Source organism: Erwinia psychrophila (assembly GCF_039023475.1).
Classification (GTDB): Bacteria; Pseudomonadota; Gammaproteobacteria; order Enterobacterales; family Enterobacteriaceae; genus Erwinia.
Genome location: NZ_JBCHVB010000006.1, coordinates 215,829 through 237,390 on the forward strand (window position 1 = coordinate 215,829; position 21,562 = coordinate 237,390).

Genomic DNA, 21,562 nt, shown 5'->3' on the forward strand with positions numbered 1-21,562 from the left:
GCCGGGCTATAGCTGCACGGCCTTACCCGCTAAGTAATTGCTTAAGGCCTGATTATACGGGTCTTGGTGATTTAAACGGCCAGCTAAGGTAATTACGGTTGGATCATTACTCATATTTTGTTGGCTAATGCATACGTGCTGTATCAGCTTGGCCGTATCGGGGATGCGCTTAAAGAAAGCATGGTGTGCGCTCCCCATGCCATCAATTAGATACTGCTCTGCAAATTTTTGCCGCACTTCATCAAATATGGCGCTAATCAGTGATTTAATTTCCTCTGCCTTTAAAATCTCAGAACCTTCAATCTTTGTTTTCAACTGTTTCATTAACACGCTAGCCATTGCATATCCGCAATGGCGGTACACTAAGCGCTCTGGGCTAGGTGATGTTTTGTCGGCAGTGGAGGTCAGCTCCTGTATTACCAGATAGACGTTAACGCTATTGATCGCTACATGGCCGGCTAAATCAGGTGTAAATAAAGCTTCGTAGTCTGCGGAGGATGCATTGGTAAAGGTGCTGGGCTCTGACTTTAATTTTGCAGGGAAACGAATATCGCTATGTCTGCAAGCAAGGGCTTTGGCTAATGTCTCGATTTCAATGATTTTCACGCCTGTACTTAACTGGCGTTGTGGGCGGTAATGATACTCCACACCGTATAGCGCCATTTCCTGGCGTAATCTTTCCTGGTTATCATCCAGTGCGGCAAAATTTGATAAGTCTACCGGATTTTGCAGGTTGCGCGCTTTAGTCACCTGTTTATGAAATCTATCTGAGCCGGTGTTGATTAGGGTTAACATCACCTGGGCTTGGCTGATGTCGGCATCAGGATTTTCGCTTATAAACTGAGCGGCAGTGGAAATGGTCTGAGCACCATTCACTACCGACATGCCTAGCACTTCAAAATCGCGGGTTGTTTTGTTATCTCTGGATTTAGCGCGTTGTTTAATGGAATTACCCACAATGGTTATGCCGTTGTTCAGGTGTAAAAAATGTTGAGGTTCATTTTTTAGGGTTTCTTTAATGGCTGAATTTACTCCACGCCTGCCTGAACCAATAAAATAGCGTATATTTTTTTCGTAAAGACCTTTGCCGTGTTTGTTGTGAAGCTTGATTAAGTCGCTTACTTTAACGATGCCAAAATAAGTTTTGCGTTGGCCTTCAGCTGAGCGATATTTGTGAATACGAACTTTATCGTTCACCAATTTAATGGCTTGTTCCTGCCGAAGCACTTCTTCTATTTTCTGAGGGCCAAAGTCAATTATTTGTAGCTGTAGTTGTTCTTCACCGTCGTCGATTTCTGCTTGAATAACACGCTGAATTTCATTTCTGGCCTGAATGGATATGCCATCGCCTGTATAGGCGATAAGAAGTTTGATTTGGTCACATTCATCGAGCGCTCTGTCTAAAACGACGGACAGATTTTTAACGTTCTGATTGAATTGGTCGTATTGCTTGGCAATAAGCAATTTTGTACCGCTCAAAAAAACCAAGGCTTCTGCTAGTTGAAACTGTTCACCAGCCTTGAGCTTAGATTGGACGAAATAAAGCGTTTTATCTGCCTCGTGGTAATAAATGGCATCCACGCCGTTATCGTTATAATCATCCACCACTGCTTTTGCGGCAGCTTTTGGATCTACTGCAAAGAGCGCATGCAATGTGAACGCGCTAAGTGCGCGCGCGGTTTGCTTCTCTGGCTTGTTAGCGGCATCGGCGTCACCTAATAGTGGTGGCAAATGCGGTACGTAGCGTTCATTTAGTATTGTCTTTAGTGCTCTAAGCATTGCGGATTGTATTGCTGGCATTACTTCACACTCCATTGCACGGTAAACAGGTTTTCAATCGTTGTTTTTTTATTCAGTTTGCCTTCAAGGGATTCGATCAGCTCTTCGCGGCGTTCATCGACTTCATCTTGCTTGTCGAATAGCTCGCGGCGGCTTTTATTGCGCTGACTTTCCAGATTCTTCTGTTGCTTTTGTAGTACCAGCTTTTCTTCCAGTGTAACTGCGGTCTTTGCTTCGCGGCGCACCTCTTTAATTTGTTTATCGAGCTCCTTGATAGAAGCTTCAAGTCCTTCTTTCAGGTCATCGGCCCAGGCATCCAGCTTGTTCACTTCTTGCTCGAAAAAGCTCAGGTTTCGGTCATTAACAGATTTTTCAACTTTATTGCGTTCTGACGCCAGAATTCCTTCAAGTGCTATTTCTGAGGCTGGCGGTTCTGCTACGTGATTGTTCTGGCTGGTTGGATATTCAAAGGCCGGAAGCTGCATCAGTTTTTGTGCAACTTCTGCAGGAAGGATTTTACCTTGTTGGTCCATAGCTGCAAACAACAGGTAGTCTTCAGTATGCTCCAGTGATTCAATGCTAAATTTCTGTAAGCGTAGGGTCCCAGTCTTACCTATCAAACTTTCAATCACAGACACTTTCGCGGTATGAGACGAATAGTCGAATACCAGCTCAGCCGCGGGTAGCTCACGGCTTATCGCCTGCTGTAGCACCCATTCGCCCAGAGGAGCAGACAACCGGTAGCGGTGCGCATGGGATAGTTCATTGCCTGATTGTTGAACCGGAACGCGCTTGTGCAGCTGATAGAGCCCAAATGGAATTTGAGGAATCGAAGTCTTTAGCTCAAAGCTGTGATTGGCTTTATTAAAGTCGGCAAGGCTTTGCAATTCGTGATGAGTCAGCGCCCAGAACCAACGGCCCACTTTATCGAGGCGTTGTTCAGCGGCATCGAGCCGCAGCTTGAGAAGGTCATGAATATCTTCATCAAAGTTTTCCAGCAGAAGCTGGCGGGTTTCTTTCATCTTCTCGTTAATGTCTGTTTCCAGCTCTCGTTGCAACTGTTTAAAGGCAGCATCAATTTCCTCTGGCTTGCGGCAGGTTTCGTAAATAGCCTGAATACGTTTTTCAAAATCGACGCCAGATTCAATGCTACCCAGCACTTCATCGGAAGCGCCAAAGACCCCATCAAAGAGATGAAACTTCTCAGTAAGCAGTTCCAGCACGCGCTGATCGGCCAGATTGAAGTTATTCAGAAAGTTTATAACAACCACATCGAACTTCTGGCCGTAACGATGGCAACGTCCAATTCTTTGTTCAACCCTTTGCGGATTCCAGGGTAAGTCGTAATTTATCAACAGTGAGCAGAACTGGAGGTTGACACCTTCTGCGGCGGCTTCTGTGGCAATCATGACTTCTGCATGATGTCTGAAGTGATCAATTAAGGCGGAGCGTCTGTCAACCTGAGGCGAGCCGCTGATTTTGTCACTGTCTTGATTTTCCGCTAACCAGCGTTGATACACTTCCGTAGCATGTGGATGATTGTTGGAACCACTGAAAGTGACGATTTTATCCTGATAGCCATTAGCAGACAGAAAACGGGTTAAGTATTCTTGCGTGCGCTTGGATTCGGTGAAGATAATCACCTTTCTTGGCGCACCCATGGCCTCCATTTTCTCGAAGCCTTGATTCAAAGCTATAAGAAGTGCCGTGGCTTTACTATCGGTTTCAATGGCTTTGGCTTTGCCAATATAGAGTCTGATTTCGCTGATTTCGTCTTCGAGCAACTCACGATCAATATCGGCATCGTTAGCTTCAAGCTCGTCGATTTCTTCCAGATACTCCTGCTCAAAGTCGTCGTCATCCACCAAGGTGGCGACAACATCAATATCGCTTTGGGTATTTTCTTTCAGTGCCTCAAGGCGCTTTAAGATGGTTTCCAGCGTGTTAAGTACCGCGTGTGAGCTGGAAGCCAATAGCTTGCGAAGAATAAGCCCCGTAAGATGGCGCTGATTGCGAGGCAGTGCATAGCTCTCGTCACGCTCTAATAAGGCGGATATGCCGTTGTAGAGGTCTTCTTCTTGTGCTGTCGGGGTGAAAGGCACCGTTAATGTTTGGCGCTGGGTGTAACGCACATATTCCAGCACATCGCGCCGCAGGGTGCGGTGAACGAAACCTTTAAGCCGGCCTTTCAGCTCTGCAACGGAGCTATGGCCCTGAATATAACTTTGACGAAAAGAACGTTCATCACCAAAGAGCTGCTCATCAATCAAGGTTGAGAGGCCGTACAACTCCATCAGTGAGTTTTGTAGAGGGGTTGCGGTCAGAAGTAGCTTTTTGCGGCCTGCCAGTGCTCTTCTGAGTAACTGTCCCATGCGATTACTGGTGCGATGAGCATTGCGAAGCTTGTGGGCTTCATCAATTACCACCAGATCCCAGGGCTCTATAAGCAACTGCTCTTCAAGCCGAGCAGCGTAATGGTAAGACATAATGATAACCCGCTTTTCAGTCAACGGATTATAAACGCCTTCTTTTTGTAGATTCTTCCAGGTCTTTGAATCCAGAATCTGTGATGGCAGATTGAATTTATCCGCCAGCTCCTGAGCCCACTGCCTGCGCAATGAAGCAGGGCAGATAATCAGGAGCTTTCTTCTACGTTCTGCCCAGTATTGGGAAATCACCAGACCCGCTTCGATGGTTTTACCCAAGCCCACTTCATCAGCCAGTACAACGCCCTGACTTAAGGGGTTGCTGAGTGCGAACAGCGCTGCGTTGATCTGGTGGGGGTTAAGATCGACACTGGCATCAAACAATGATTGCGAGAGGCTATCGACGCCACCAGTTGCATGGCGAATAGTGAGCTCGTGAGCGTAGTATTTCGCTTGATGGTTAGTGATCTGCATCCAGAGATTCCTTTCCTTCGGCTTTAATTCCCTGAACCTCAAGCTCCAGTAGATCGCCAATGCCACAGCCGAATAACAGACAGATTTTTTCTATCGTGTCCAAATCCACTTTTTGAGCAGTCTCTTTATAGAGCAATGTTACTGTAGCACGGCTGAGTCCCGTCTCTCTGGCAACGTCGGCAATACGCAGCTTGTGTTCGCCCATGATTCGGGCGAGGTTGCAGCGGATCATGGCTGTGCCTCTTTTGGTGATTAGCAATATTGGTCAAGAGCATACCATGATCTATGCATTTGCATAGCATTTTGCAAGTTGAAATAACATTATGCGCAGCAAGGCTGTCATAGTTGGTAGTTTAAACCCCTTTTTGCGAACCTACTTGGCTTTACCGCCACCGCACTAGTTCACAAACAGGGACATCGTAAAAATCTTTAGTAATGCGATTCTGGATGCTGTCATCGTCCAAGTACTTCGCCAGCTTGTTAACGACACTTACCGAGTGCCGTTTCAGCTCATCGGCAATCAGCCGGACAGTGCAGACATAATCGATCATGTCGTAAAGAATCTCTTCGTCTGCCTTGCTCCAAGCTTTTCCGAAGTTCTCCTGGAATTGAAGTTCACCAGTCAGGTATCGATAATAAAAGTCTGACATCTCCCCCATAAACACCTCCTAGACGCCACCATCCTCCGTCAGGTGCAGGCCACTTTGTATTTGTTGATCAAGTCGCGCATGGTTATCCGCTTCAGAAGCCATGAGAACACTTCTTCATCATTTAGTGTGTCACTAAAAGGGATGCACTAACCTTTAGCCGCTAAACGTCACAACTTAAGCTCGATGTTCCCCTAGAAGATATTTTTTATTCTACCATTAATCAGTAGTTGTGCTAATGATAACATCGCCCTGGTTAAACATCATTCTTGACTTGAAACTGATATTTTCCTCTGCAGATCTCCCTGATTAAATCTTTATTTCCCATACCAAATAAAATATCAATTAACATTTACCTCAACTTTCTTCCAGAGGAAAATTAGGATAACTTTCCTAATTAAGAAAATGATAAAATTAGCATTTAGCACTTAAAAATCAAGTTAGTACAATGGAATCAAATACTGATTTAACAATTTCATCTTCCTTTACCCATCTATGTATCGTTTCACTAAGATTATCCCAGAGCAAAATTAAATTGTCAGCTTCATGATGGTTTGCATGGCTCTGCCCCTTCGCCATTTCAATTTCTATAAAATTAAACAATTCTACTTCAATTATCGAAATTGCTTCACCAATGCTCCCCCACCCTTGACTCGGAACTTTTTCGAAAAGCAATCTAATGAGCTCAACCTTAACCGGTGAGAACTTTTTCGCCCGTTCTTTACCACCGTTCCTACCATCCTCTCTCGCCTTCAATCTTCTATTAACTTCAATATCAATAGTCTCTTCCCTATATCTTTCTTTAACTTTAACACCTAACCATGAATTTAGCAAAAACAACGCATCCAATAAATGTGAAACGCTTTCATTAGGTTCATCGTAATTTTCAAAAGAATATTTACCAAGTTGCTCACTGATAAACGCACTTCTTAATAATGAATCGAAATCCCCATGAATTTTCGTCTCAACCAAAGCATAAGAACGAATACCTTGATCACCAAATGACTCATCTGAATATGGTTCGCTGCTATAAACATTAATTGAATATTCACGAGCAACGCGACGGAGTTCGCAAATCATTTCGGATTTAACGAAGGGTTTTGAATCTTTGATATTATTATCAAATTCATCACATAATCTTTTGAACAATATTTCATCACATTTGCTCATAGCTCATAGTCTCCCATTTGAAGTCGATGAAGCATTGTAATCCATGTAGGTGATCTTTTCACATACACCGTCACGCTTAAAAATACTTCAAAATCATTAAGTTGAAGAAAATTATTGCTGTGTAAAAAATTACACACCCTTGGTGCATAGTTGCGAGCCTACAAAAACATTACCTTAGATGTCGAACAAAAAGACTGAAGAGGACCAGCTTAAGTGACTGTATCTAGTATTAAAGTACTGCGGCTTACGCAACTTATGCGCAAAATTGGCGTGAGCCGTTCAACCATTTACGATTGGTTGAATCCGATGTCACCTCGTTATGATGCAAATTTTCCTAAGCAACTGCGCATGGGGAGGCAATCGGTAGGGTGGCTGGAGTCCGAAATTGATGAGTGGTTATTAAATTTCTGTCCACGCGCCAGCAAATCGGATCGACTGCAATTCATCTGATGTGAATTTAACCGTGCTGGAAGCATCATTTTTTTATCACTAGGGCATTATTGTTGCTTTGCTAGTTTATCCCTGCGTAATTCAGGACATATAAGGAGGTGAGGCTATTTAAATAGATTTACAGGTGTTTTTTATTACTTCCTACTGTTTAGAGGGTATGAATAGTGGCTATCTGTAAAAGGGATAACTGCAGCTCTGCCATGGGCAACAGCCATGGTGAAATAAAATACCGTCTGTGTCCTCAGCATTATGATCGAATGATCGCCAGAGTCATAATGAGAGAGGAGAAGAAAACGGCAATATGTGGCTACTGCGGTATCAGCATTGCGCTGTCACGAAACAGTAAGTTCTGCAGTGCGAATTGCCGAATTAAAGCTACACGAATAATAGATGACGATGACATCGTGAGTTTGCATAACCATTCGTGGTGGATTAGCCTTGAGGCAATGCTTAAGGCTAATCCGGTTGGTTTGGGCAGCATCACAGGCATAAATGATATTTCTGAAATGATAGGGTTATATTTTATGAAATCTCACTACCAGCACCCCTACAACATGATTAACGGCGAGTTTGTTACTGATGAATACGGTGAGCGTATTAAACGCTTCATCCAAGGATTTCCTCTTGATTTAAGTCATCGCTACCCGAACTCAAAAGGGGGAGCTAATAATGCCAAAAACATCTTGATTTGCCCCGGCCTGATTAACCGGATGGTCAAAGACAACATTCCTTTATATGAGGAAGGAAACCCGTACAATGGTTTTAAGGCTCAGGGAGGCACACATAAGATAATTAAAACCTTGTTGAAAGCACTTGTGGAAAAGTTTGGCAGGACGACAGTAAAAGAGGCCTTGTGGTGCGTGAAAAAAATGCCTTTTGCTGACATAACCCGACCTAAAAACCTGATACTCAACACCACTTCGCAGCCATTAACAGTGCTGTTGCTTGAAGAACTGAATCGTCTGAATTTGGGTAAGTTACGCGCCGCCGTGAAAGCCAGTTCTGAGTCACCCCGTATCTGCACTGATTTCCTGGATGCAGAATTACTTGCCGCTTCATGTTTTCATGCATTACTGACGGGTGATAAAGACGGATTTCTGGATGAGCTGATGCAACTCGACGTAGCATGCCGTGACGCGAATGGAGCCACCGACATTGAAGGTCAAATTAATAGCTTTACCAGGACGCACTCGCGGTATATGAAGAAATATTTCCATGTCAATATGCGTTCTGAGCGCGATACAAGAAATCTGTACAAACGTTTTTTCACCCACCCACCAATGTATTAACACCCCGGAAATTTTACCTCATGGCCGCAGAAATGCGGCCTTAAGTTTTTTGAAAACCTAAAAAAGTCAAGACGAATACCCCTCCGTAATGGGAAATATGATTTCCTCATTTCCCAGAATACGCAGAGTTAAAAGCCCGCCCGGTTTTACCTGAGCTGCAGAAAGGAAATAGGGCATCCAGGCTGAGCTAAGTACGGAACTGGCCTAACGCAAACCATTATTACCAAAAAATCAACAGCTGGAATAAAAAATCATAAAGCGTACAACACGTCTGCTTGAAGAGGACTGAGCTCGTAACTGCGTGCTATCAGTATCGCACCGACATAACGGCCGCCCTCTGAAGCTCTGGCGCGTCCTCTCTGAATTAAGCAAATAAAAAAAATTCAGACATATATAACAAATACGAAGCTCGGCAGATTACTTCAGTGTAAGCCTCATTACATACGTCAGCTCAGGCCGTTAATTATCCCCTCATTTTTGAATTCTGGTTTCACTATGAAAGCGTATCACAGCAGCAGATTGCTCTGTTTTTTTAATCACCGGACACGGTATGGCCGTTTGTTATTAACTGACACGTCGCTTGTCTATTGGGCGGCCACAACCGTGCACAGCTGTCTGCTAGTGTGTATTTCAGCAGGCATCAGCCGGATCAACCGGCTGATAAAGCCGTCATCAGGTTGCAGATATCTACCCAATGTCCTTCAGCCCAGGGAAATTAATTATCATGTCTGCGGAAGACAGAAAATACGATCGTATGGCCGCAAGGCTTGCGCTCATTATCAGTCGGTTGTTTATGGGGGAGCAGCTGTCAGTGCAGGCGCTGTCGCAGGAGTTTATGGTGTCAGAACGAACGCTCAGACGGGATTTTAGGGAGCGGCTGAGCTGCCTGTCACTGGTTTACCGACAGGGAGCCTGGTCTTTATCGAGCCTGAATGAAGGGGTACGTACTGATCGGGACATATTGCACTTTGCCCGCGTCACCAGTACGGACCAGCTGTTTCCTGTAATGGACAGTAAGCTCATTTCGGTGCTCACGGATAACAGCATTGAGTCCCCATTTATCGTTTGGCAGGTGCCCCCGGAGCGTAAACCTACTCATCCAGGCAGTTTCTGGCGCATCACGCAGGCCATTGTGGACAGGGTGCTGTTAGATGTCACCACCGCAGGGCAACTGTACCGGTGGTTTGCCCCCTACCGGCTAGTTTTCTTTGGCAGCTCTTGGTATCTGGTGGGTGAACATAACCAGCAGATTCAGGTGTGCGTGCTGAGCGACATTTCCGGCGTGTCACTTACCCACAGAAAGTTTCTGCGCAGGCGATCCGTCGATGAGCTACTCGCAAATGCGGACTTCATTAACTCACTCCCCCACTTTCAGTACGTCAGGAAGGTGCTGACGGACACCGCCACGCCGCGTTCTGCCTGAGCAATGCCAAACCACACACAACACAATACAACTCTGAGGCACTATGTTTTTAATGATTACCAGCCTGATATGGCTTGCCACCGGCGTCGTGCTGTACCGCTCGGAACGTAAGCCCGATCCTGACACGCGTTTTGACCGCAGTACCCGCGCTGAGGCGGCGGGGCTGGCACTGCTGTGGCCGCTGGTGCTGTGCATCATGCTGCTGTATGGCGTAGCCCGCAGAGTTCACCGGCTTATCCGCAATAAATTACACTGAGCGGTTTACACCGCGCCTTCCCATTAATGAGGTCTTAAATGAAATACAAGGTATTGCTTGTGCTGGCAATTCTGCTGCTGTGCGCCTGTGAGGATGAAGATCCCGACATACGCATAGAAACGTACAATCGAGTAAATCAGTTTATAAATCTCCCGTATGTCAGCGTCAGCGTGGCCGCACTGGTCGATGATATCGAAATTGAAAACATCATCGTAAACCGGACTAACTGCAGGATGGAAAATCAGCGCTTCAGAGGGCTGAACAACGGCATGACAAAAATACCAAAGCGCCTGAAATATGGAGAGGTGGTAACACTGGACTTCTCAGGACCCTGTAAAGCCTCGCAGGTGGAAGTGGTGACCAGCAGGGGTAGCTGGTCACAGTCTTATCAGTAACCTGCTCCATTCCTGCCGTTCACTCTGAAAAAACACATAGAGTGTGTTAATACTGCGTATTAACAGTCGTTATAAACCTCCCATCCGTAAGGTTTCCCTCCTTAAGGGATTTTAACCATATTATTCACATCCCGTATTTTTTAAAAACCATCCCATCAGACAGAGCAGGCTACCATCAGCCTGCTCTTTTTATTGAAAGGAAAAAAATGGAAAATATCGCATTATCTCTCCCACTCACATCACACCGCACGATAAAACGCGCTCTGACGCTACTGGAAAATCATCTGCGCGAACCGGGCGTGGCCTTTACCTCAACACCCTTTTCACGCGACTGGCTCCGACTCCAGTTAGCCAGTCAGGAACGTGAGCTGTTTATGGTGCTGATGCTTGATAACCAGAATCGCCTGCTTGCACATGAGACGCTGTTTCAAGGCACGATAAACAGCACAGTGGTTTATCCACGCGAAGTGATTAAAGCGGCGCTGCGGCATAATGCGGCAGCGGTGATACTTGCCCACAATCATCCATCAGGTTTTGCTGAACCGAGTGATGCTGACAGAAATATCACCGAACGGTTGAAAAAAGCGCTCACGCTGGTAGAGGTGCGACTGCTGGATCATCTCGTCGTCGGTAGCAAAGAGATCGTGTCATTTGCTGAACGAAAGTGGATATAAAACAAATTTAATTAACTTAACCTCTTCTCTTTTTCTTCTTTTTTTTACCTCTTCCCTTTCTCATCAACGCACTTGCTTTAGCTCGCTCTTTCTGCATTTCTTTATTCCACTTTTCAGCTGCAATAGCTGCATCCTCATAAACCCTGTTCTTGGTTGGCATCGATAAAAAGAGTTTACGAAGAGTTGGAGAAGCTTCTAACCTACCTTTATCCATAATAAAAATAATATGTTTCGACATGAAGTACAATGATAATGAATAGGAGAGAATAGTTATCTGATACCATAATGATTGAACTAAATTAAATGCCCCTCTTGCAATCTCTAAAGTGACATTCAAGAAATAGATAGAGCTCGCCAAACTAAAGAATGAGAATGTGGTAGCCATTTTCCATAGGTATTTCACCTTACCTACTTTAAAAGAAAATAGCTTTAAAAATCCAACGTTACCAAAAAACATAAATCCAAACCCAGCCATGCTGATATCAATAGTCAAGTTTGATAACTTTGATAATGTGGTTGTATATATAACAACAGTAAAGAACATAAGGGCAGTTAATGTTAGTAGTTCGACCTTGACACTTTGATACAACTCTTTCATATAAGGCGAGCTTTTATCTATGATCGCCATAAAAAAATCATATATATATACTGCTGCAACTACCCAAGTTAATGAGGGAAATCCATACTTATAAACCCCAATTAACATCTTCCAAAGTGAGGGAAGAGGATTAGTATTTAATTGAGGGAATATAACATAATCTGGGAAAGCATAAATACTCCACAATGTGGAAACAATGATGATTAAAATAATAAAGCTTTTCATGTAAACCTCATGAAACAAACTTGATTTAGACTAGTATCACTAACAATCTTACCATTCAACTTACTAATTTAAAACGGAAAATTAAACACACTCGGCTTTCATCAACAACTTTTCATGAAATCACATCGGCAATAAAAAAATGAATATATTTACCCTTGCCAGAAGAGGGGGTAATATAAAGCATAAAGTGACAGTGCATTAAAATTAGATTATCTATTAGAACCCGCTAGGAGACAACTATACTAATCTCAGCATTACATTCGGGGCAGGCGGCATCGTACTGCCTGTCAACCGTAGCGCACTGGCGAACACTCCTAGTGTACCTGCGGGAAAAGCATTTCGGACTGGAGTTAAACGATACGCCGTTCTGCGATGAATCAATTATTCAGCAGCACATTGATGCAGGGATCACACTCGCCGACGCTATCAATTTCCTGGTGGAAAAATATGACTTGGGCCGCGTTGATACCAGCAGCAGTGCATACTTTGAGCCAGAGGAATTTCTGACCGCCGCCGATATCCTGAATGCAAGTCACGCAACCGAATTAACGCAGTGCAATCTCAGTTAAACTCTGCTTACCGCTTTCCAGATTTACCTTTCTGCAGTTTTCTCCTTTATCTGACAACACATAATGCCCCTGCCATCACCGGCAGGGGCATTAGCTTTTATGGAATTTTTTGCGATGCAAACAGAACCTGAAGTGATTACCGAACACTCTGAACTGATGAACTCGACAAATATTGAGCGCATCGTTACCGGGCGTGATGCAGCGCTGGTGCAGATTGAACAGTTGATTCAGCAGCTCGAGACCATTTCCCAACTAACAGCCGGAACCGGTGGCGGCAACGCCTCTGACTGGGCGATGAAGCAAGGGCATCGCTATGACTGCTGGCTGATGGAAAAGCCGGAGAAAGCGTTGCCAGTGATCACCCGCAATATTGACCGCAGCCTTTGGCGCGACCTGATGCTTAAATCCGGCATGCTTTCGCTGATGGACGCGCAGGCCCGTACTCAGTGGTATCAGAACCTGGAAGATTGCGAACTACCGACCATCAGTGAAGCCAATATTCTCAGCACCTTTAAACAGTTGCATCAGAGCAAAGCAGATGTGTTTGAGCGCGGTATCATCAACGTGTTTAAAGGGCTGTCATGGGATTACAAAACTAACAGCCCTTGCTACTTCGGCAAGAAGATAATCATCAGCAACCTGGTGACGCACAACCGCTGGGGCTACAGCCTGACGTGGGAATATCGTCGCGACCAACTAGCAGACTTGGAGCGGATGCTGTTTTTACTTGATGGCAAAGCGATACCTGACAATCGCGCAGATATTTCAATTAACCTGATGAATCACATCCGCGATATCCCTGGCAAGGATGCTTATGGCGATTCATACTTCTCCATCCGCTACTTTCAGAAGGGCACTGCGCATCTTACGTTCAAGCGCCCTGAGTTAGTCGAGAAGATAAACGATATCATCGCCAAGCATTATCCGGACCAGCTCCCACCTTCTACTAACCAGCGTTTTTAGGTGATGAAAAACGAGCCGAAAAAATGAAAAAATGTTTTAGGCACCCTCTTAGGCACCAATGAAAAGTTGAATTGATAAATTAACGATTCAATTCATTTGGTTAGCAATCCAATTCAGACTCCGCCAGCGCATGGCACAATCCCTGCGGGCTTTTTAGTACGCTTCCGTTAATGATGAAGTCATTATCGCTTAACGCGCTCTGCCGGTCAGGCGTAACACCAGACCAATAAAAAGCAGCGAAATGCCCGAAGCATAAAGCGGGAACCAGCGCGCCCACCAGTTAGTAGAGAACAGCGGTGCGCTGTTGACATGAGTGGCGGCATAGCTGCTGTAGAGGTTCAGGGAAAAAGCTATCGCCAAGCTGACAAGGCCGATAAAAACCAGTAGGTTCGAGACTTTATGCAGATTCGAGACTTTTTGCATCCTGCTTCTCCTGTTCAGTGAACATCAAAAATAGATCGATATTATCGCCGGAAATCACTATTTCGATATGAATTTCAGTAAAATAATTATTTCCCTGCGCCTGCATCCAACTGGTTTCCGGCGAGGAAAGCGCTTCCCGTAAAATTAGCCAGTCGACTTTCGCGCCAGCAAAAGCAGCGGGTCGGGACAATGTGCATTGTCCAGCCAGCCCACACGTCAGCCGCTTTAACGCCCCTCCTCCACCGTTGATAAAAATCTCCCTTATACCCGCAGCCACACCTAATCCCTTGTTCTGGATATCAAAATATTTACGGAAAAACTGCGTGACGGATTCCCCTCTGCACACGCTTTTTCAGGTAAAATGAGGCCCTTCATTCAGACTCTGCCAGTTTTTTCCAGTATCGCCCTCTGTGTTATGGATACGAAAAGCGGCTCAAATAAGGTATAAAGCCGTATGAAAATTCCAAACAGACTTCAACCTCTGCTCGATGATGGCCTGATAGACGATGTGCTCCAGCGGCTGAAAAGCGGTAAGGAAGCGGACGTCTATACGGTGCTCTGCGGGGACAAGATTCAGTGTGCCAAAGTGTACAAGGAAGCCACACAGCGCAGCTTTAAACAGGCCGTGCAGTATCAGGAAGGGCGAAAGTCCCGCAATAGCCGTAACGCTCGCGCCATGCAGAAAGGCTCAAAGTTCGGGCGCAAACAGCAGGAAGAGTCCTGGCAGATGGCGGAGGTCGATGCATTGTTCCGTCTGGCTAACGCGGGTGTCCGCGTACCGCAGCCCTATATTTGTATTGACGGCGTGTTACTGATGGAGCTGGTCACGGATGCTGAAGGCGCGGTTGCTCCACGTCTTAGTGATGTAACGCTGACGGAAGAGATCGCCGTCGCTGATTTCGATACGATGATCCGTAATATCGTACGCATGCTGTGTGCTGGCATGGTACATGGTGATTTATCGGAGTTTAACGTGTTGCTTGATGCGGAAGGCCCGGTGATTATCGATCTGCCCCAGGCCGTGGATGCTGCCGCAAACAACCACGCCGCAGCGATGTTTGAACGCGATGTAAATAACATCACCGCTTACTATGGTCAGTTCGCGCCGCAAATATTGCAGACCCGCTATGCCAAAGAAATCTGGATGTTATATGAAGATGGAAAATTAACCCCGGAAGTTGCGCTGACCGGCCTCTTCGTCGAAGAGGAACACACGGTGGATATGGGTTCACTGATGGATGAGATCATCGCGGCGGAAGATGAGTATTACGACCGCCAGCGCGCCAATAAAGAGCGCGACGAACAGTAAAATCCGGATGCCGGAGCCTGTAATTTAAGTAGCCGCGTACATCCTGACGTTTGTGATATTCCGCAAACGTCAGGATGTGCGACCACAATATGAAAATATCGTTACCGGGATTAAGTAATGAAGGCTGGCAAAACTGAATCTGCCAGCTGCGAATCAACGTAAAACGGCGACTAAAAGCCGCTGTTTTACGTTGTAGACAAACTTTTACTTAACGCCTTGTCGCATTCGAGCCAGGGAATAACATCAGGAGCCGACCGGAACATGGGCAGGTTGTTGTAAATTCATCTCTGAAAGCTTGTCTGGCGCATCTCTGCGCCACCACCTGTCCGATCCCTTGCTGTTGCAAAAATTGCCTGAAAGGAGGGGTTACTTAATTTTGTCATCAGCCTGAAAAATGGCTTTAGCCGCTTACCGCCTCGTTTTTTTTCTCACGTATGAAGACCACGTTCTTCAGAATGTTCCTCAGTACCGGCTCAGCATATCTGGTAATCAGCCAGGCTACCTGATAGATGGCAAAAACCACCACGACCGGCATCACCAGCATCATGTAGTCGCTGGGAATAAGCGCATCGAGCTTGATAAGCGAAGAGATCATGATATTTTCATGGATCAAATAGAGCGCATAGCTGGAGAAACCTATAGCCGTCAGCAACTTATTGGAAAGCACCCGCTGAATGGACGCCAGATAAAAGCTGGCGGTAAATAGCACGATTGCCAGTATCAACGGAATCATGACCCAGGGGCCGCTGTTCTTAAAGTACCAGGCAAAGTTAATCAGGATGGCGGCAGCAACCAGGCCGTAGTGGTATCTGGCATCACGACCATTTATACGTTCATAAAGCAGGCAACCGATCATAAACCAGGAGTAGTGAATAAAGCCGAAGACGCCAACAAAATCAGCCACGCCGGGATAACCCAGGCGCTTAATGACTGAAGCGCCCGCAACCAGCAGCATTGGCAGCAACAGCGAAGGCAGGCAATATTTTCGCCCAACGGTGAAATAGACCGTACCGATAAAGATGTAGAACGCGGCTTCAACATAGAGTGACCAGAAAGAACCTTCCAGCGCGGAAATATGTTCGCCGGTGATATATTTCAGCAGTTCAGGACTGATAAATAACATGCCCGGAATGAAGTTTTTTGGCGAGGGTATTCCCAACGGCCCCTCAATAAAGAGCCCCGCCGTGAAATAAATTATCAGCGAAACTATCAGCATCGCCGGAAAAAGCCTCAGCCAGCGTTTCAGCAGGAAATTCACCAGGCCTGTAGATTTATCCAACGTCATAAATATAACAAAGCCCGAAATCATAAAGAACAGCGGCACCCCCAGGTAGCCAAAAGCAAACAGGGGAAAATTTTCGGTGATGGCAACATAGTCCAGCAGACCTGGCCAGCGGGTGTAGGCATGGTAGCCAATAACCAATAGAATGGCCAGGCCACGCATTCCATCCAGGTGCTTGATTCTCATAGTTTTTATCACTTAAGGGGATTTATTGACTGCAACATAACACAATATATTCATCAATACCATAACGGGTCGGGCAGTGGATTTTAACCCATCGGTTGCGGGTTCGATTTCCGCTGGCCGCTCTATTTCGCCTTCCGCTATGTTTACTCTACTTTATCGCTCTCTTTCAGCACCGCCGCGCCTGCGACGATGACCAGAATTACCGTGAATGCCGAAAAAGCATTAAGGCCGTCCGGATAGGAATTAAGATTAAACTTAACAGGAAATAAGAATTATCCGGCCGCTTTCTGTATCGAAACCCGGCTTAAAAAGCGTGGCGAAAATCTCACGTGGTCAAGCGAATTATGTGGTGTTACTGAAAGCGTCTGTAATTTAAATGGTGTCTCTGCCTGTTTTGATATGTTCACTCCAGTAACGGAGACTGGTAAATGATCGATGAAAAGAAAATCAGGGCCATGGCGGCTGAACCGGCTAAAGGCATAAAAACCGAAGCCGACCTCATACTGGATAAGTTTCACAACCCTCACATTAACGTCGTCATAGCCATTTTCACACGTTAAAAGCGTCCCAGATAAGCCTAAAAAACATTAATCGTATCTTTTAACGAGGTTTCGCCAGCGTTTTAACGCTAACACTCCACTCTAACCCTAAAAAATCGCCCTCTTTTCAAAGGGCTATCTGTAAATACACTCCCCAGCGTAACAGCGCTCTGTCAGCAATTTCCTTTTATTAGCGTCCTACTTACAGGCCATCAAATCCGCCAGCTTCTGCTTGTCGGGCATACCGATGATTTGTTGCAGTAAGCGGTCTTTGTTCAGATAGTAAATTGCGGGAGTGCCATTCGCACCCAGTTCATCCATCAACTGCTGGTTGTAGCGGATTTGATGCCTCACCTCCCCGGACGTGGCCTCCGGTAAATCAGGTTTTGTTTTGCCATTGGACATTTCAAAGTCGTGCCAGGCTTTCGCCGGATTTTTTGCTGAAAGCATCGCGGCGGCGTATTGCCCACTCTCCGGACGTAACATCCCCACCAGCAGCGTTTTGGTTTGTATACCTTTCGATTCCAGCTCGGGCTGGATCGCGTGCGAGAATTTTTTACAGTAGGGACAAAAAGCGTCCGCGAATACCACTACCTTACAGGCCGCTTCATCGCTGCCTTCATCAATGCCCTTCGCGGCCGTCAGCCGCTGCCACATCTCCCGTCCGGCCGGGATATAGATCTCGTCATTGATAATTTTCTCACTCAGGTTATTACCTTTATCATCATACATATAACCTGATACGGCATGTTTTTTATCCGGCGTCAGAAAGATGGTTACGCCAGCCCCCTGATATTTACCTAGCCACCCCTCCATACCGCCGGGCGCTTTAAAAGGCTTGATTATCTCAATACCCTGTTTTTCGATCTGTTTTACAGGCTCCGGTAAAGAGGATGTTTCCGCGCTGACGGCGGATGTAAAAAGCAGCGAGGTAACCAACAGTAATTTCATTTTCATCTCATTTCTCTCGTTCATACACAGCCCGTGCAATTCAGAAGATAAAGCGTGCCGCTGGCGTTAACCGACATACGCGGTTTTATGGCGTTTTGTCGTCGGTCAGCGGCGTCAATTTTTTCATCAGTTTTTTTATAACCCTGATGAATCGCGGGTCCAGTAGCGGCAAAACACTACCAGTACAAATTTCCGCATAAGAGTTTGTTGGCTGGATAATCCAGCCCTTTCCGCAGCCTGCATCGCAGACAGACAGAACAACAAAAGCAGGCTTAAAATTAAGTATGATAATTCTCCGTAAGTGATTATCAGAACCGGGAGATGGGTTCTGTCACAGCCGGAAGACACAGTTTTTGAGTTGTATTCGTAACGAAGAAAAAGGAGGGTCGTCGTCAGCCTGCAAGGGTGCGGAGCGGCTGATAAGCCATAATACGATAACCAGGAGAATATCCGGTATGGGCAGCGCTCCATCAAACAGAGAGGGCTGAGCCACTAACAGAGAATGCGCTTCAAGCTGGCACGGCGAAGGGCCTGAGTGAGCGTCGGTGTCATACCCCGGCTGGATGAGCGAGGTGGCCGCAGCGGCTTTAAGCTGAAGCTGATGGATCGCAGCAATACGCTGCATCAGACACACCATCATTATCAGACACGCTAAAGCGAGAAAAGCCAGCGCTTTACGTCGTCTTCTGGAATCTGGGTGCTGGCGGGTAAGTCTTATCATCACGAAAGCATAAGGTGACAGAACAAAATGGCAAGCGGTAGTTTGTCGCGCTTTTTAAACCTTGCCGGATAATAACAATATAATTTATAGGTATTACAGTTCCCCTTCTTATTTCGCTGCTTTTATAAACTAATTTCCCCTTAATGAACCCACTGACCTGTAAAAAAAGCATTTACTGGGCAGATCGACACGGCTTATTAGCAAATAAGCGCTAAAATAGCTGAATGAACCCGATTATTTACGCCGCTTTCGGCTTAACTTGCTGACGCTGAGCGGCAATACGGGTTTCATTCCGCCTTACGGTTTGTTACATTCACGGCTGTTTTTCATGCGTCAGGTAAATTATGAATCAAAGTGAAACGACACCCACGGCTAAACGCAGCCATATAAATCCGCCGGTATTTTACACTTCTGCCGTTCTTATTTTCCTTCTGGTCACCTTTGCGGCACTCTTTCCGGAGCAGGCTGACCAACGGCTCAGCGCGCTTCAAAGCGCCATCTTTACCAACGCGAGCTGGTTTTACATCCTCACCGTCGCCCTGATCCTGTTGACGGTGGCCTATCTTGGCCTGTCGCGCTTTGGCGATATCAAACTTGGACCGGATCACGCTGAACCCGATTTCAGCTACATCTCCTGGTTCGCCATGCTTTTTTCGGCCGGTATGGGTATCGGGCTGATGTTCTTCGGCGTGGCGGAACCCGTCATGCATTACATGGCACCGCCAACCGGGACGCCGGAAACCGTACAGGCAGCCAAAGAGGCGCTTCGTATTACCTTTTTCCACTGGGGTCTGCATGCATGGGCAATTTATGCCATTGTTGCCCTGATCCTGGCGTTTTTCAGCTACCGTCACGGTCTGCCGCTGACCCTGCGTTCGGCGCTTTACCCTATTATCGGTAACCGGATTTATGGTCCGCTGGGCCATGCGGTCGATATTTTCGCCATTATCGGTACCGTTCTGGGCGTGGCAACGTCGCTCGGTTACGGTGTGCTGCAGGTCAACGCCGGTCTGAATCATCTCTTCGGGCTGCCGGTAAATGAAACCATGCAGGTGATGCTGATTGTGATCATTACCGGACTGGCCACGCTGTCGGTCGTTTCCGGTCTTGATAAAGGCATCCGCCTGTTATCAGAGCTTAATCTGGGACTGGCGGTACTGCTGCTGCTGCTGGTCGGAACGCTGGGCCCAACGGTTCTGCTGCTGAAATCCTTCGTGGAAAATACCGGCGGCTATCTCTCCGAGATCGTCACCAAAACGTTTAACCTCTACGCCTACGAGCCGAAGTCCAGCAGCTGGCTGGGCGGCTGGACGCTGTTCTACTGGGGCTGGTGGCTTGCCTGGTCTCCGTTTGTTGGGATGTTTATCGCCCGCGTTTCCCGCGGACGTACTATCCGCGAATTTGTGACCGGCGTGCTGTTTGTTCCTACCGGCTTTACGCTGCTCTGGATGACCTTTTTCGGCAACAGCGCCATCTGGATGATCATGGTCGAGAACGCGCGCGACCTGGCTAACACGGTGCAATCCGACCAGACGCTGGCCCTGTTCAACTTCCTGGAGCATTTCCCGTTCAGTTCGGTGCTCTCCTTTATTGCTATGGCAATGGTTGTGGTCTTTTTTGTGACCTCAGCCGACTCCGGCGCGCTGGTTGTTGATACCCTGGCGTCCGGCGGCAGCGACAAGACGCCGGTCTGGCAGCGTATCTTCTGGGCGGCAATGATGGGCGTTGTTGCCATCACGCTACTGCTCGCGGGCGGTATGAAGGCGCTGCAAACGGCAACCATTGCCAGTGCGCTGCCCTTTGCCGTTATTCTGCTGATGGCCATGTACGGGCTGATTAAAGCCCTGCGGGTTGATGCCTGGAAGCGGGACAGTAAACAGGTCGCCACAATTGCGCCAACGGCGGCAAGAAACCCAATTTCATGGCAGCGGAGATTGCGGAACATCGCTTACTTCCCGAAACGTTCCCAGGTTAAGCGTTTCATTGTTGAAGTGATCTCGCCAGCGATGAAAATGGTTGAGGCTGAACTTGCTAAACAGAGTACAACCTCCTTTACCGATGAGAGCGGCGATGACCGCATTCACTTCGAAGTGGATCTCGGTAATGAGCTGAACTTCGTTTACGAGGTGCGCCTGCGTCCTTATCTTCAGCCGACCTTTGCCCTGGCGGGTATGGGCGGCAACGATAAGGATGAGGAACAAACGTACTACCGTGCTGAGGTCTACCTGAAAGAAGGCGGCCAGGATTATGACGTGATGGGCTGGAATCAGGAACAGATCCTGCACGACATTCTCGATCAGTATGAGAAACACATGCACTTCCTGCACGTGGTTCGTTAAAGACGAGGGTCCGCCTGCTGAGCAGGTGGACCTTTTCTCCGGTTCCGGCAGCCTCCCCTTTCCGCCTCTTTTTTACTCTTCCGTCGCTATTCCCAAAAACATTGTTGCTCTCCAGGGCTGCTTTATCCATAAGTTGGCCTTATCTACTGACGCTTCTCTTATTCACCTGTTCTTCCGTCGCTATGTCACTTTATCTTCACTTTACGCTCATCTTACCGGGGCAAACGATTACCTGCGGGTAAAATGCGCTGCTGCGGCTTAATGAGGAGAGAATGACGCCTCCACCGGCATAACTGTGAAACAGATCACAATTCACTTAAACTGAAATGAAACAAGGTTTGACAAGTGTGAGCGATATCTATTTCCTTAAGCCCGAATCGCGGCACACTGCCGCTGCATTCAAGACGGGTGTTTTCGGCTGTGCGAGCGGCCCCCCATTCCTTTCCTGTTGACGACTTAACAAGACCATCGCAG

22 protein-coding genes are annotated in these 21,562 nt (G+C 46.8%); 11 read left to right on the top strand and 11 right to left on the bottom strand.

Annotated features, from left to right (window positions below; genetic code table 11):
- Positions 1-6: 6 nt before the first annotated feature.
- The 5 genes from AAH446_RS15495 to AAH446_RS15515 all read right to left on the bottom strand — a co-directional run bounded on the left by AAH446_RS15495 (position 7) and on the right by AAH446_RS15515 (position 6,496).
- Complete coding sequence (locus tag AAH446_RS15495; protein ID WP_342907575.1) at positions 7-1,800, bottom strand: AIPR family protein; 1,794 nt, start codon at positions 1,798-1,800, stop codon at positions 7-9.
- On the bottom strand, positions 1,800-4,679 hold the full coding sequence (locus tag AAH446_RS15500) for an SNF2-related protein (RefSeq protein ID WP_342907576.1): 2,880 nt from the start codon (positions 4,677-4,679) through the stop codon (positions 1,800-1,802). Before AAH446_RS15500 ends, AAH446_RS15495 begins: the two co-directional genes overlap by 1 nt.
- Positions 4,666-4,911 carry a helix-turn-helix domain-containing protein gene (locus tag AAH446_RS15505; RefSeq protein ID WP_342907577.1) on the bottom strand — a complete coding sequence of 82 codons (246 nt, stop codon included), beginning with the start codon at positions 4,909-4,911 and terminating at the stop codon, positions 4,666-4,668. Before AAH446_RS15505 ends, AAH446_RS15500 begins: the two co-directional genes overlap by 14 nt.
- 151 nt (positions 4,912-5,062) lie before the next feature.
- The gene (locus tag AAH446_RS15510) at positions 5,063-5,338 is read right to left on the bottom strand and encodes a hypothetical protein (protein ID WP_342907578.1); all 276 of its coding nucleotides are present in this window, start codon (positions 5,336-5,338) and stop codon (positions 5,063-5,065) included.
- A gap of 423 nt (positions 5,339-5,761) precedes the next feature.
- On the bottom strand, positions 5,762-6,496 hold the full coding sequence (locus tag AAH446_RS15515) for a hypothetical protein (RefSeq protein WP_342907579.1): 735 nt from the start codon (positions 6,494-6,496) through the stop codon (positions 5,762-5,764).
- A gap of 213 nt (positions 6,497-6,709) precedes the next feature.
- Here AAH446_RS15515 and AAH446_RS15520 point away from each other — a divergent pair, with 213 nt between their 5' ends.
- From AAH446_RS15520 to radC, 6 genes are all read left to right on the top strand, one after another.
- The gene (locus AAH446_RS15520) at positions 6,710-6,946 is read left to right on the top strand and encodes a helix-turn-helix transcriptional regulator (RefSeq protein ID WP_342907580.1); all 237 of its coding nucleotides are present in this window, start codon (positions 6,710-6,712) and stop codon (positions 6,944-6,946) included.
- A gap of 164 nt (positions 6,947-7,110) precedes the next feature.
- Positions 7,111-8,235, top strand: a complete 1,125-nt coding sequence (locus tag AAH446_RS15525; RefSeq protein WP_342907581.1) for a hypothetical protein — start codon at positions 7,111-7,113, stop codon at positions 8,233-8,235.
- Positions 8,236-8,959: 724 nt separating this feature from the next.
- The gene (locus tag AAH446_RS15530; RefSeq protein ID WP_342907582.1) at positions 8,960-9,658 is read left to right on the top strand and encodes a DeoR family transcriptional regulator; all 699 of its coding nucleotides are present in this window, start codon (positions 8,960-8,962) and stop codon (positions 9,656-9,658) included.
- A 43-nt stretch (positions 9,659-9,701) separates the two neighbouring features.
- Positions 9,702-9,914 carry a hypothetical protein gene (locus tag AAH446_RS15535; RefSeq protein WP_342907583.1) on the top strand — a complete coding sequence of 71 codons (213 nt, stop codon included), beginning with the start codon at positions 9,702-9,704 and terminating at the stop codon, positions 9,912-9,914.
- Between the two features lie 38 nt (positions 9,915-9,952).
- On the top strand, positions 9,953-10,309 hold the full coding sequence (locus tag AAH446_RS15540; protein WP_342907584.1) for a hypothetical protein: 357 nt from the start codon (positions 9,953-9,955) through the stop codon (positions 10,307-10,309).
- 206 nt (positions 10,310-10,515) lie between these two features.
- Positions 10,516-10,983, top strand: a complete 468-nt coding sequence (gene radC / locus AAH446_RS15545) for a RadC family protein (RefSeq protein WP_342907585.1) — start codon at positions 10,516-10,518, stop codon at positions 10,981-10,983.
- A gap of 16 nt (positions 10,984-10,999) precedes the next feature.
- Here radC and AAH446_RS15550 read toward each other — a convergent pair whose 3' ends face one another.
- Positions 11,000-11,806 (bottom strand): hypothetical protein, encoded by an 807-nt coding sequence (locus tag AAH446_RS15550; RefSeq protein WP_342907586.1) that lies wholly within the window; start codon positions 11,804-11,806, stop codon positions 11,000-11,002.
- Positions 11,807-12,045: 239 nt separating this feature from the next.
- Here AAH446_RS15550 and AAH446_RS15555 point away from each other — a divergent pair, with 239 nt between their 5' ends.
- Entirely contained in the window at positions 12,046-12,375 is a 330-nt protein-coding gene (locus AAH446_RS15555; protein ID WP_463322825.1) for a TA system toxin CbtA family protein, read from the top strand.
- Between the two features lie 114 nt (positions 12,376-12,489).
- On the top strand, positions 12,490-13,338 hold the full coding sequence (locus tag AAH446_RS15560; protein WP_342907624.1) for a DUF4942 domain-containing protein: 849 nt from the start codon (positions 12,490-12,492) through the stop codon (positions 13,336-13,338).
- Positions 13,339-13,527: 189 nt separating this feature from the next.
- On the opposite strand, the gene AAH446_RS15565 is transcribed toward AAH446_RS15560, so the two are convergent.
- Together AAH446_RS15565 and AAH446_RS15570 are read right to left on the bottom strand one after the other, a co-directional pair.
- Positions 13,528-13,761, bottom strand: coding sequence for a hypothetical protein (locus tag AAH446_RS15565; protein WP_342907587.1), 234 nt, complete (start codon positions 13,759-13,761; stop codon positions 13,528-13,530).
- Entirely contained in the window at positions 13,736-14,038 is a 303-nt protein-coding gene (locus AAH446_RS15570) for a hypothetical protein (RefSeq protein ID WP_342907588.1), read from the bottom strand. The genes AAH446_RS15565 and AAH446_RS15570 overlap by 26 nt, the downstream gene beginning before the upstream one ends.
- A 177-nt stretch (positions 14,039-14,215) precedes the next feature.
- Between AAH446_RS15570 and AAH446_RS15575 the strand changes: the two genes are divergently transcribed.
- Positions 14,216-15,070, top strand: coding sequence for a PA4780 family RIO1-like protein kinase (locus tag AAH446_RS15575; protein ID WP_342907589.1), 855 nt, complete (start codon positions 14,216-14,218; stop codon positions 15,068-15,070).
- 400 nt (positions 15,071-15,470) lie between these two features.
- On the opposite strand, the gene AAH446_RS15580 is transcribed toward AAH446_RS15575, so the two are convergent.
- Positions 15,471-16,538 (bottom strand): acyltransferase family protein, encoded by a 1,068-nt coding sequence (locus tag AAH446_RS15580; protein ID WP_342907590.1) that lies wholly within the window; start codon positions 16,536-16,538, stop codon positions 15,471-15,473.
- 428 nt (positions 16,539-16,966) lie between these two features.
- Between AAH446_RS15580 and AAH446_RS15585 the strand changes: the two genes are divergently transcribed.
- Complete coding sequence (locus AAH446_RS15585) at positions 16,967-17,098, top strand: hypothetical protein (RefSeq protein WP_342907591.1); 132 nt, start codon at positions 16,967-16,969, stop codon at positions 17,096-17,098.
- A 177-nt stretch (positions 17,099-17,275) separates the two neighbouring features.
- On the opposite strand, the gene dsbG is transcribed toward AAH446_RS15585, so the two are convergent.
- Together dsbG and AAH446_RS15595 are read right to left on the bottom strand one after the other, a co-directional pair.
- Positions 17,276-18,028 (bottom strand): thiol:disulfide interchange protein DsbG, encoded by a 753-nt coding sequence (gene dsbG / locus AAH446_RS15590; protein ID WP_342907592.1) that lies wholly within the window; start codon positions 18,026-18,028, stop codon positions 17,276-17,278.
- A 331-nt stretch (positions 18,029-18,359) separates the two neighbouring features.
- Positions 18,360-18,653 (bottom strand): hypothetical protein, encoded by a 294-nt coding sequence (locus AAH446_RS15595; protein ID WP_342907593.1) that lies wholly within the window; start codon positions 18,651-18,653, stop codon positions 18,360-18,362.
- Between the two features lie 440 nt (positions 18,654-19,093).
- On the opposite strand from AAH446_RS15595, the gene AAH446_RS15600 reads away from it, so the two are divergent.
- Entirely contained in the window at positions 19,094-21,088 is a 1,995-nt protein-coding gene (locus tag AAH446_RS15600; protein WP_342907594.1) for a BCCT family transporter, read from the top strand.
- Positions 21,089-21,562: the final 474 nt, after the last annotated feature.

Bases quoted from the DNA above. Each gene is read 5' to 3' on its own strand.
- dsbG (WP_342907592.1), bottom strand. From the start codon at position 18,028: ATGAAATTACTGTTGGTTACCTCGCTGCTTTTTACATCCGCCGTCAGC.
- AAH446_RS15535 (WP_342907583.1), top strand. From the start codon at position 9,702: ATGTTTTTAATGATTACCAGCCTGATATGGCTTGCCACCGGCGTCGTG.
- AAH446_RS15580 (WP_342907590.1), bottom strand. From the start codon at position 16,538: ATGAGAATCAAGCACCTGGATGGAATGCGTGGCCTGGCCATTCTATTG.
- AAH446_RS15585 (WP_342907591.1), top strand. From the start codon at position 16,967: ATGATCGATGAAAAGAAAATCAGGGCCATGGCGGCTGAACCGGCTAAA.
- AAH446_RS15540 (WP_342907584.1), top strand. From the start codon at position 9,953: ATGAAATACAAGGTATTGCTTGTGCTGGCAATTCTGCTGCTGTGCGCC.
- AAH446_RS15575 (WP_342907589.1), top strand. From the start codon at position 14,216: ATGAAAATTCCAAACAGACTTCAACCTCTGCTCGATGATGGCCTGATA.
- AAH446_RS15560 (WP_342907624.1), top strand. From the start codon at position 12,490: ATGCAAACAGAACCTGAAGTGATTACCGAACACTCTGAACTGATGAAC.
- AAH446_RS15515 (WP_342907579.1), bottom strand. From the start codon at position 6,496: ATGAGCAAATGTGATGAAATATTGTTCAAAAGATTATGTGATGAATTT.
- AAH446_RS15505 (WP_342907577.1), bottom strand. From the start codon at position 4,911: ATGATCCGCTGCAACCTCGCCCGAATCATGGGCGAACACAAGCTGCGT.
- AAH446_RS15510 (WP_342907578.1), bottom strand. From the start codon at position 5,338: ATGGGGGAGATGTCAGACTTTTATTATCGATACCTGACTGGTGAACTT.
- AAH446_RS15495 (WP_342907575.1), bottom strand. From the start codon at position 1,800: ATGCCAGCAATACAATCCGCAATGCTTAGAGCACTAAAGACAATACTA.
- AAH446_RS15565 (WP_342907587.1), bottom strand. From the start codon at position 13,761: ATGCAAAAAGTCTCGAATCTGCATAAAGTCTCGAACCTACTGGTTTTT.
- AAH446_RS15530 (WP_342907582.1), top strand. From the start codon at position 8,960: ATGTCTGCGGAAGACAGAAAATACGATCGTATGGCCGCAAGGCTTGCG.
- AAH446_RS15500 (WP_342907576.1), bottom strand. From the start codon at position 4,679: ATGCAGATCACTAACCATCAAGCGAAATACTACGCTCACGAGCTCACT.
- radC (WP_342907585.1), top strand. From the start codon at position 10,516: ATGGAAAATATCGCATTATCTCTCCCACTCACATCACACCGCACGATA.
- AAH446_RS15600 (WP_342907594.1), top strand. From the start codon at position 19,094: ATGAATCAAAGTGAAACGACACCCACGGCTAAACGCAGCCATATAAAT.
- AAH446_RS15550 (WP_342907586.1), bottom strand. From the start codon at position 11,806: ATGAAAAGCTTTATTATTTTAATCATCATTGTTTCCACATTGTGGAGT.
- AAH446_RS15595 (WP_342907593.1), bottom strand. From the start codon at position 18,653: ATGCAGCGTATTGCTGCGATCCATCAGCTTCAGCTTAAAGCCGCTGCG.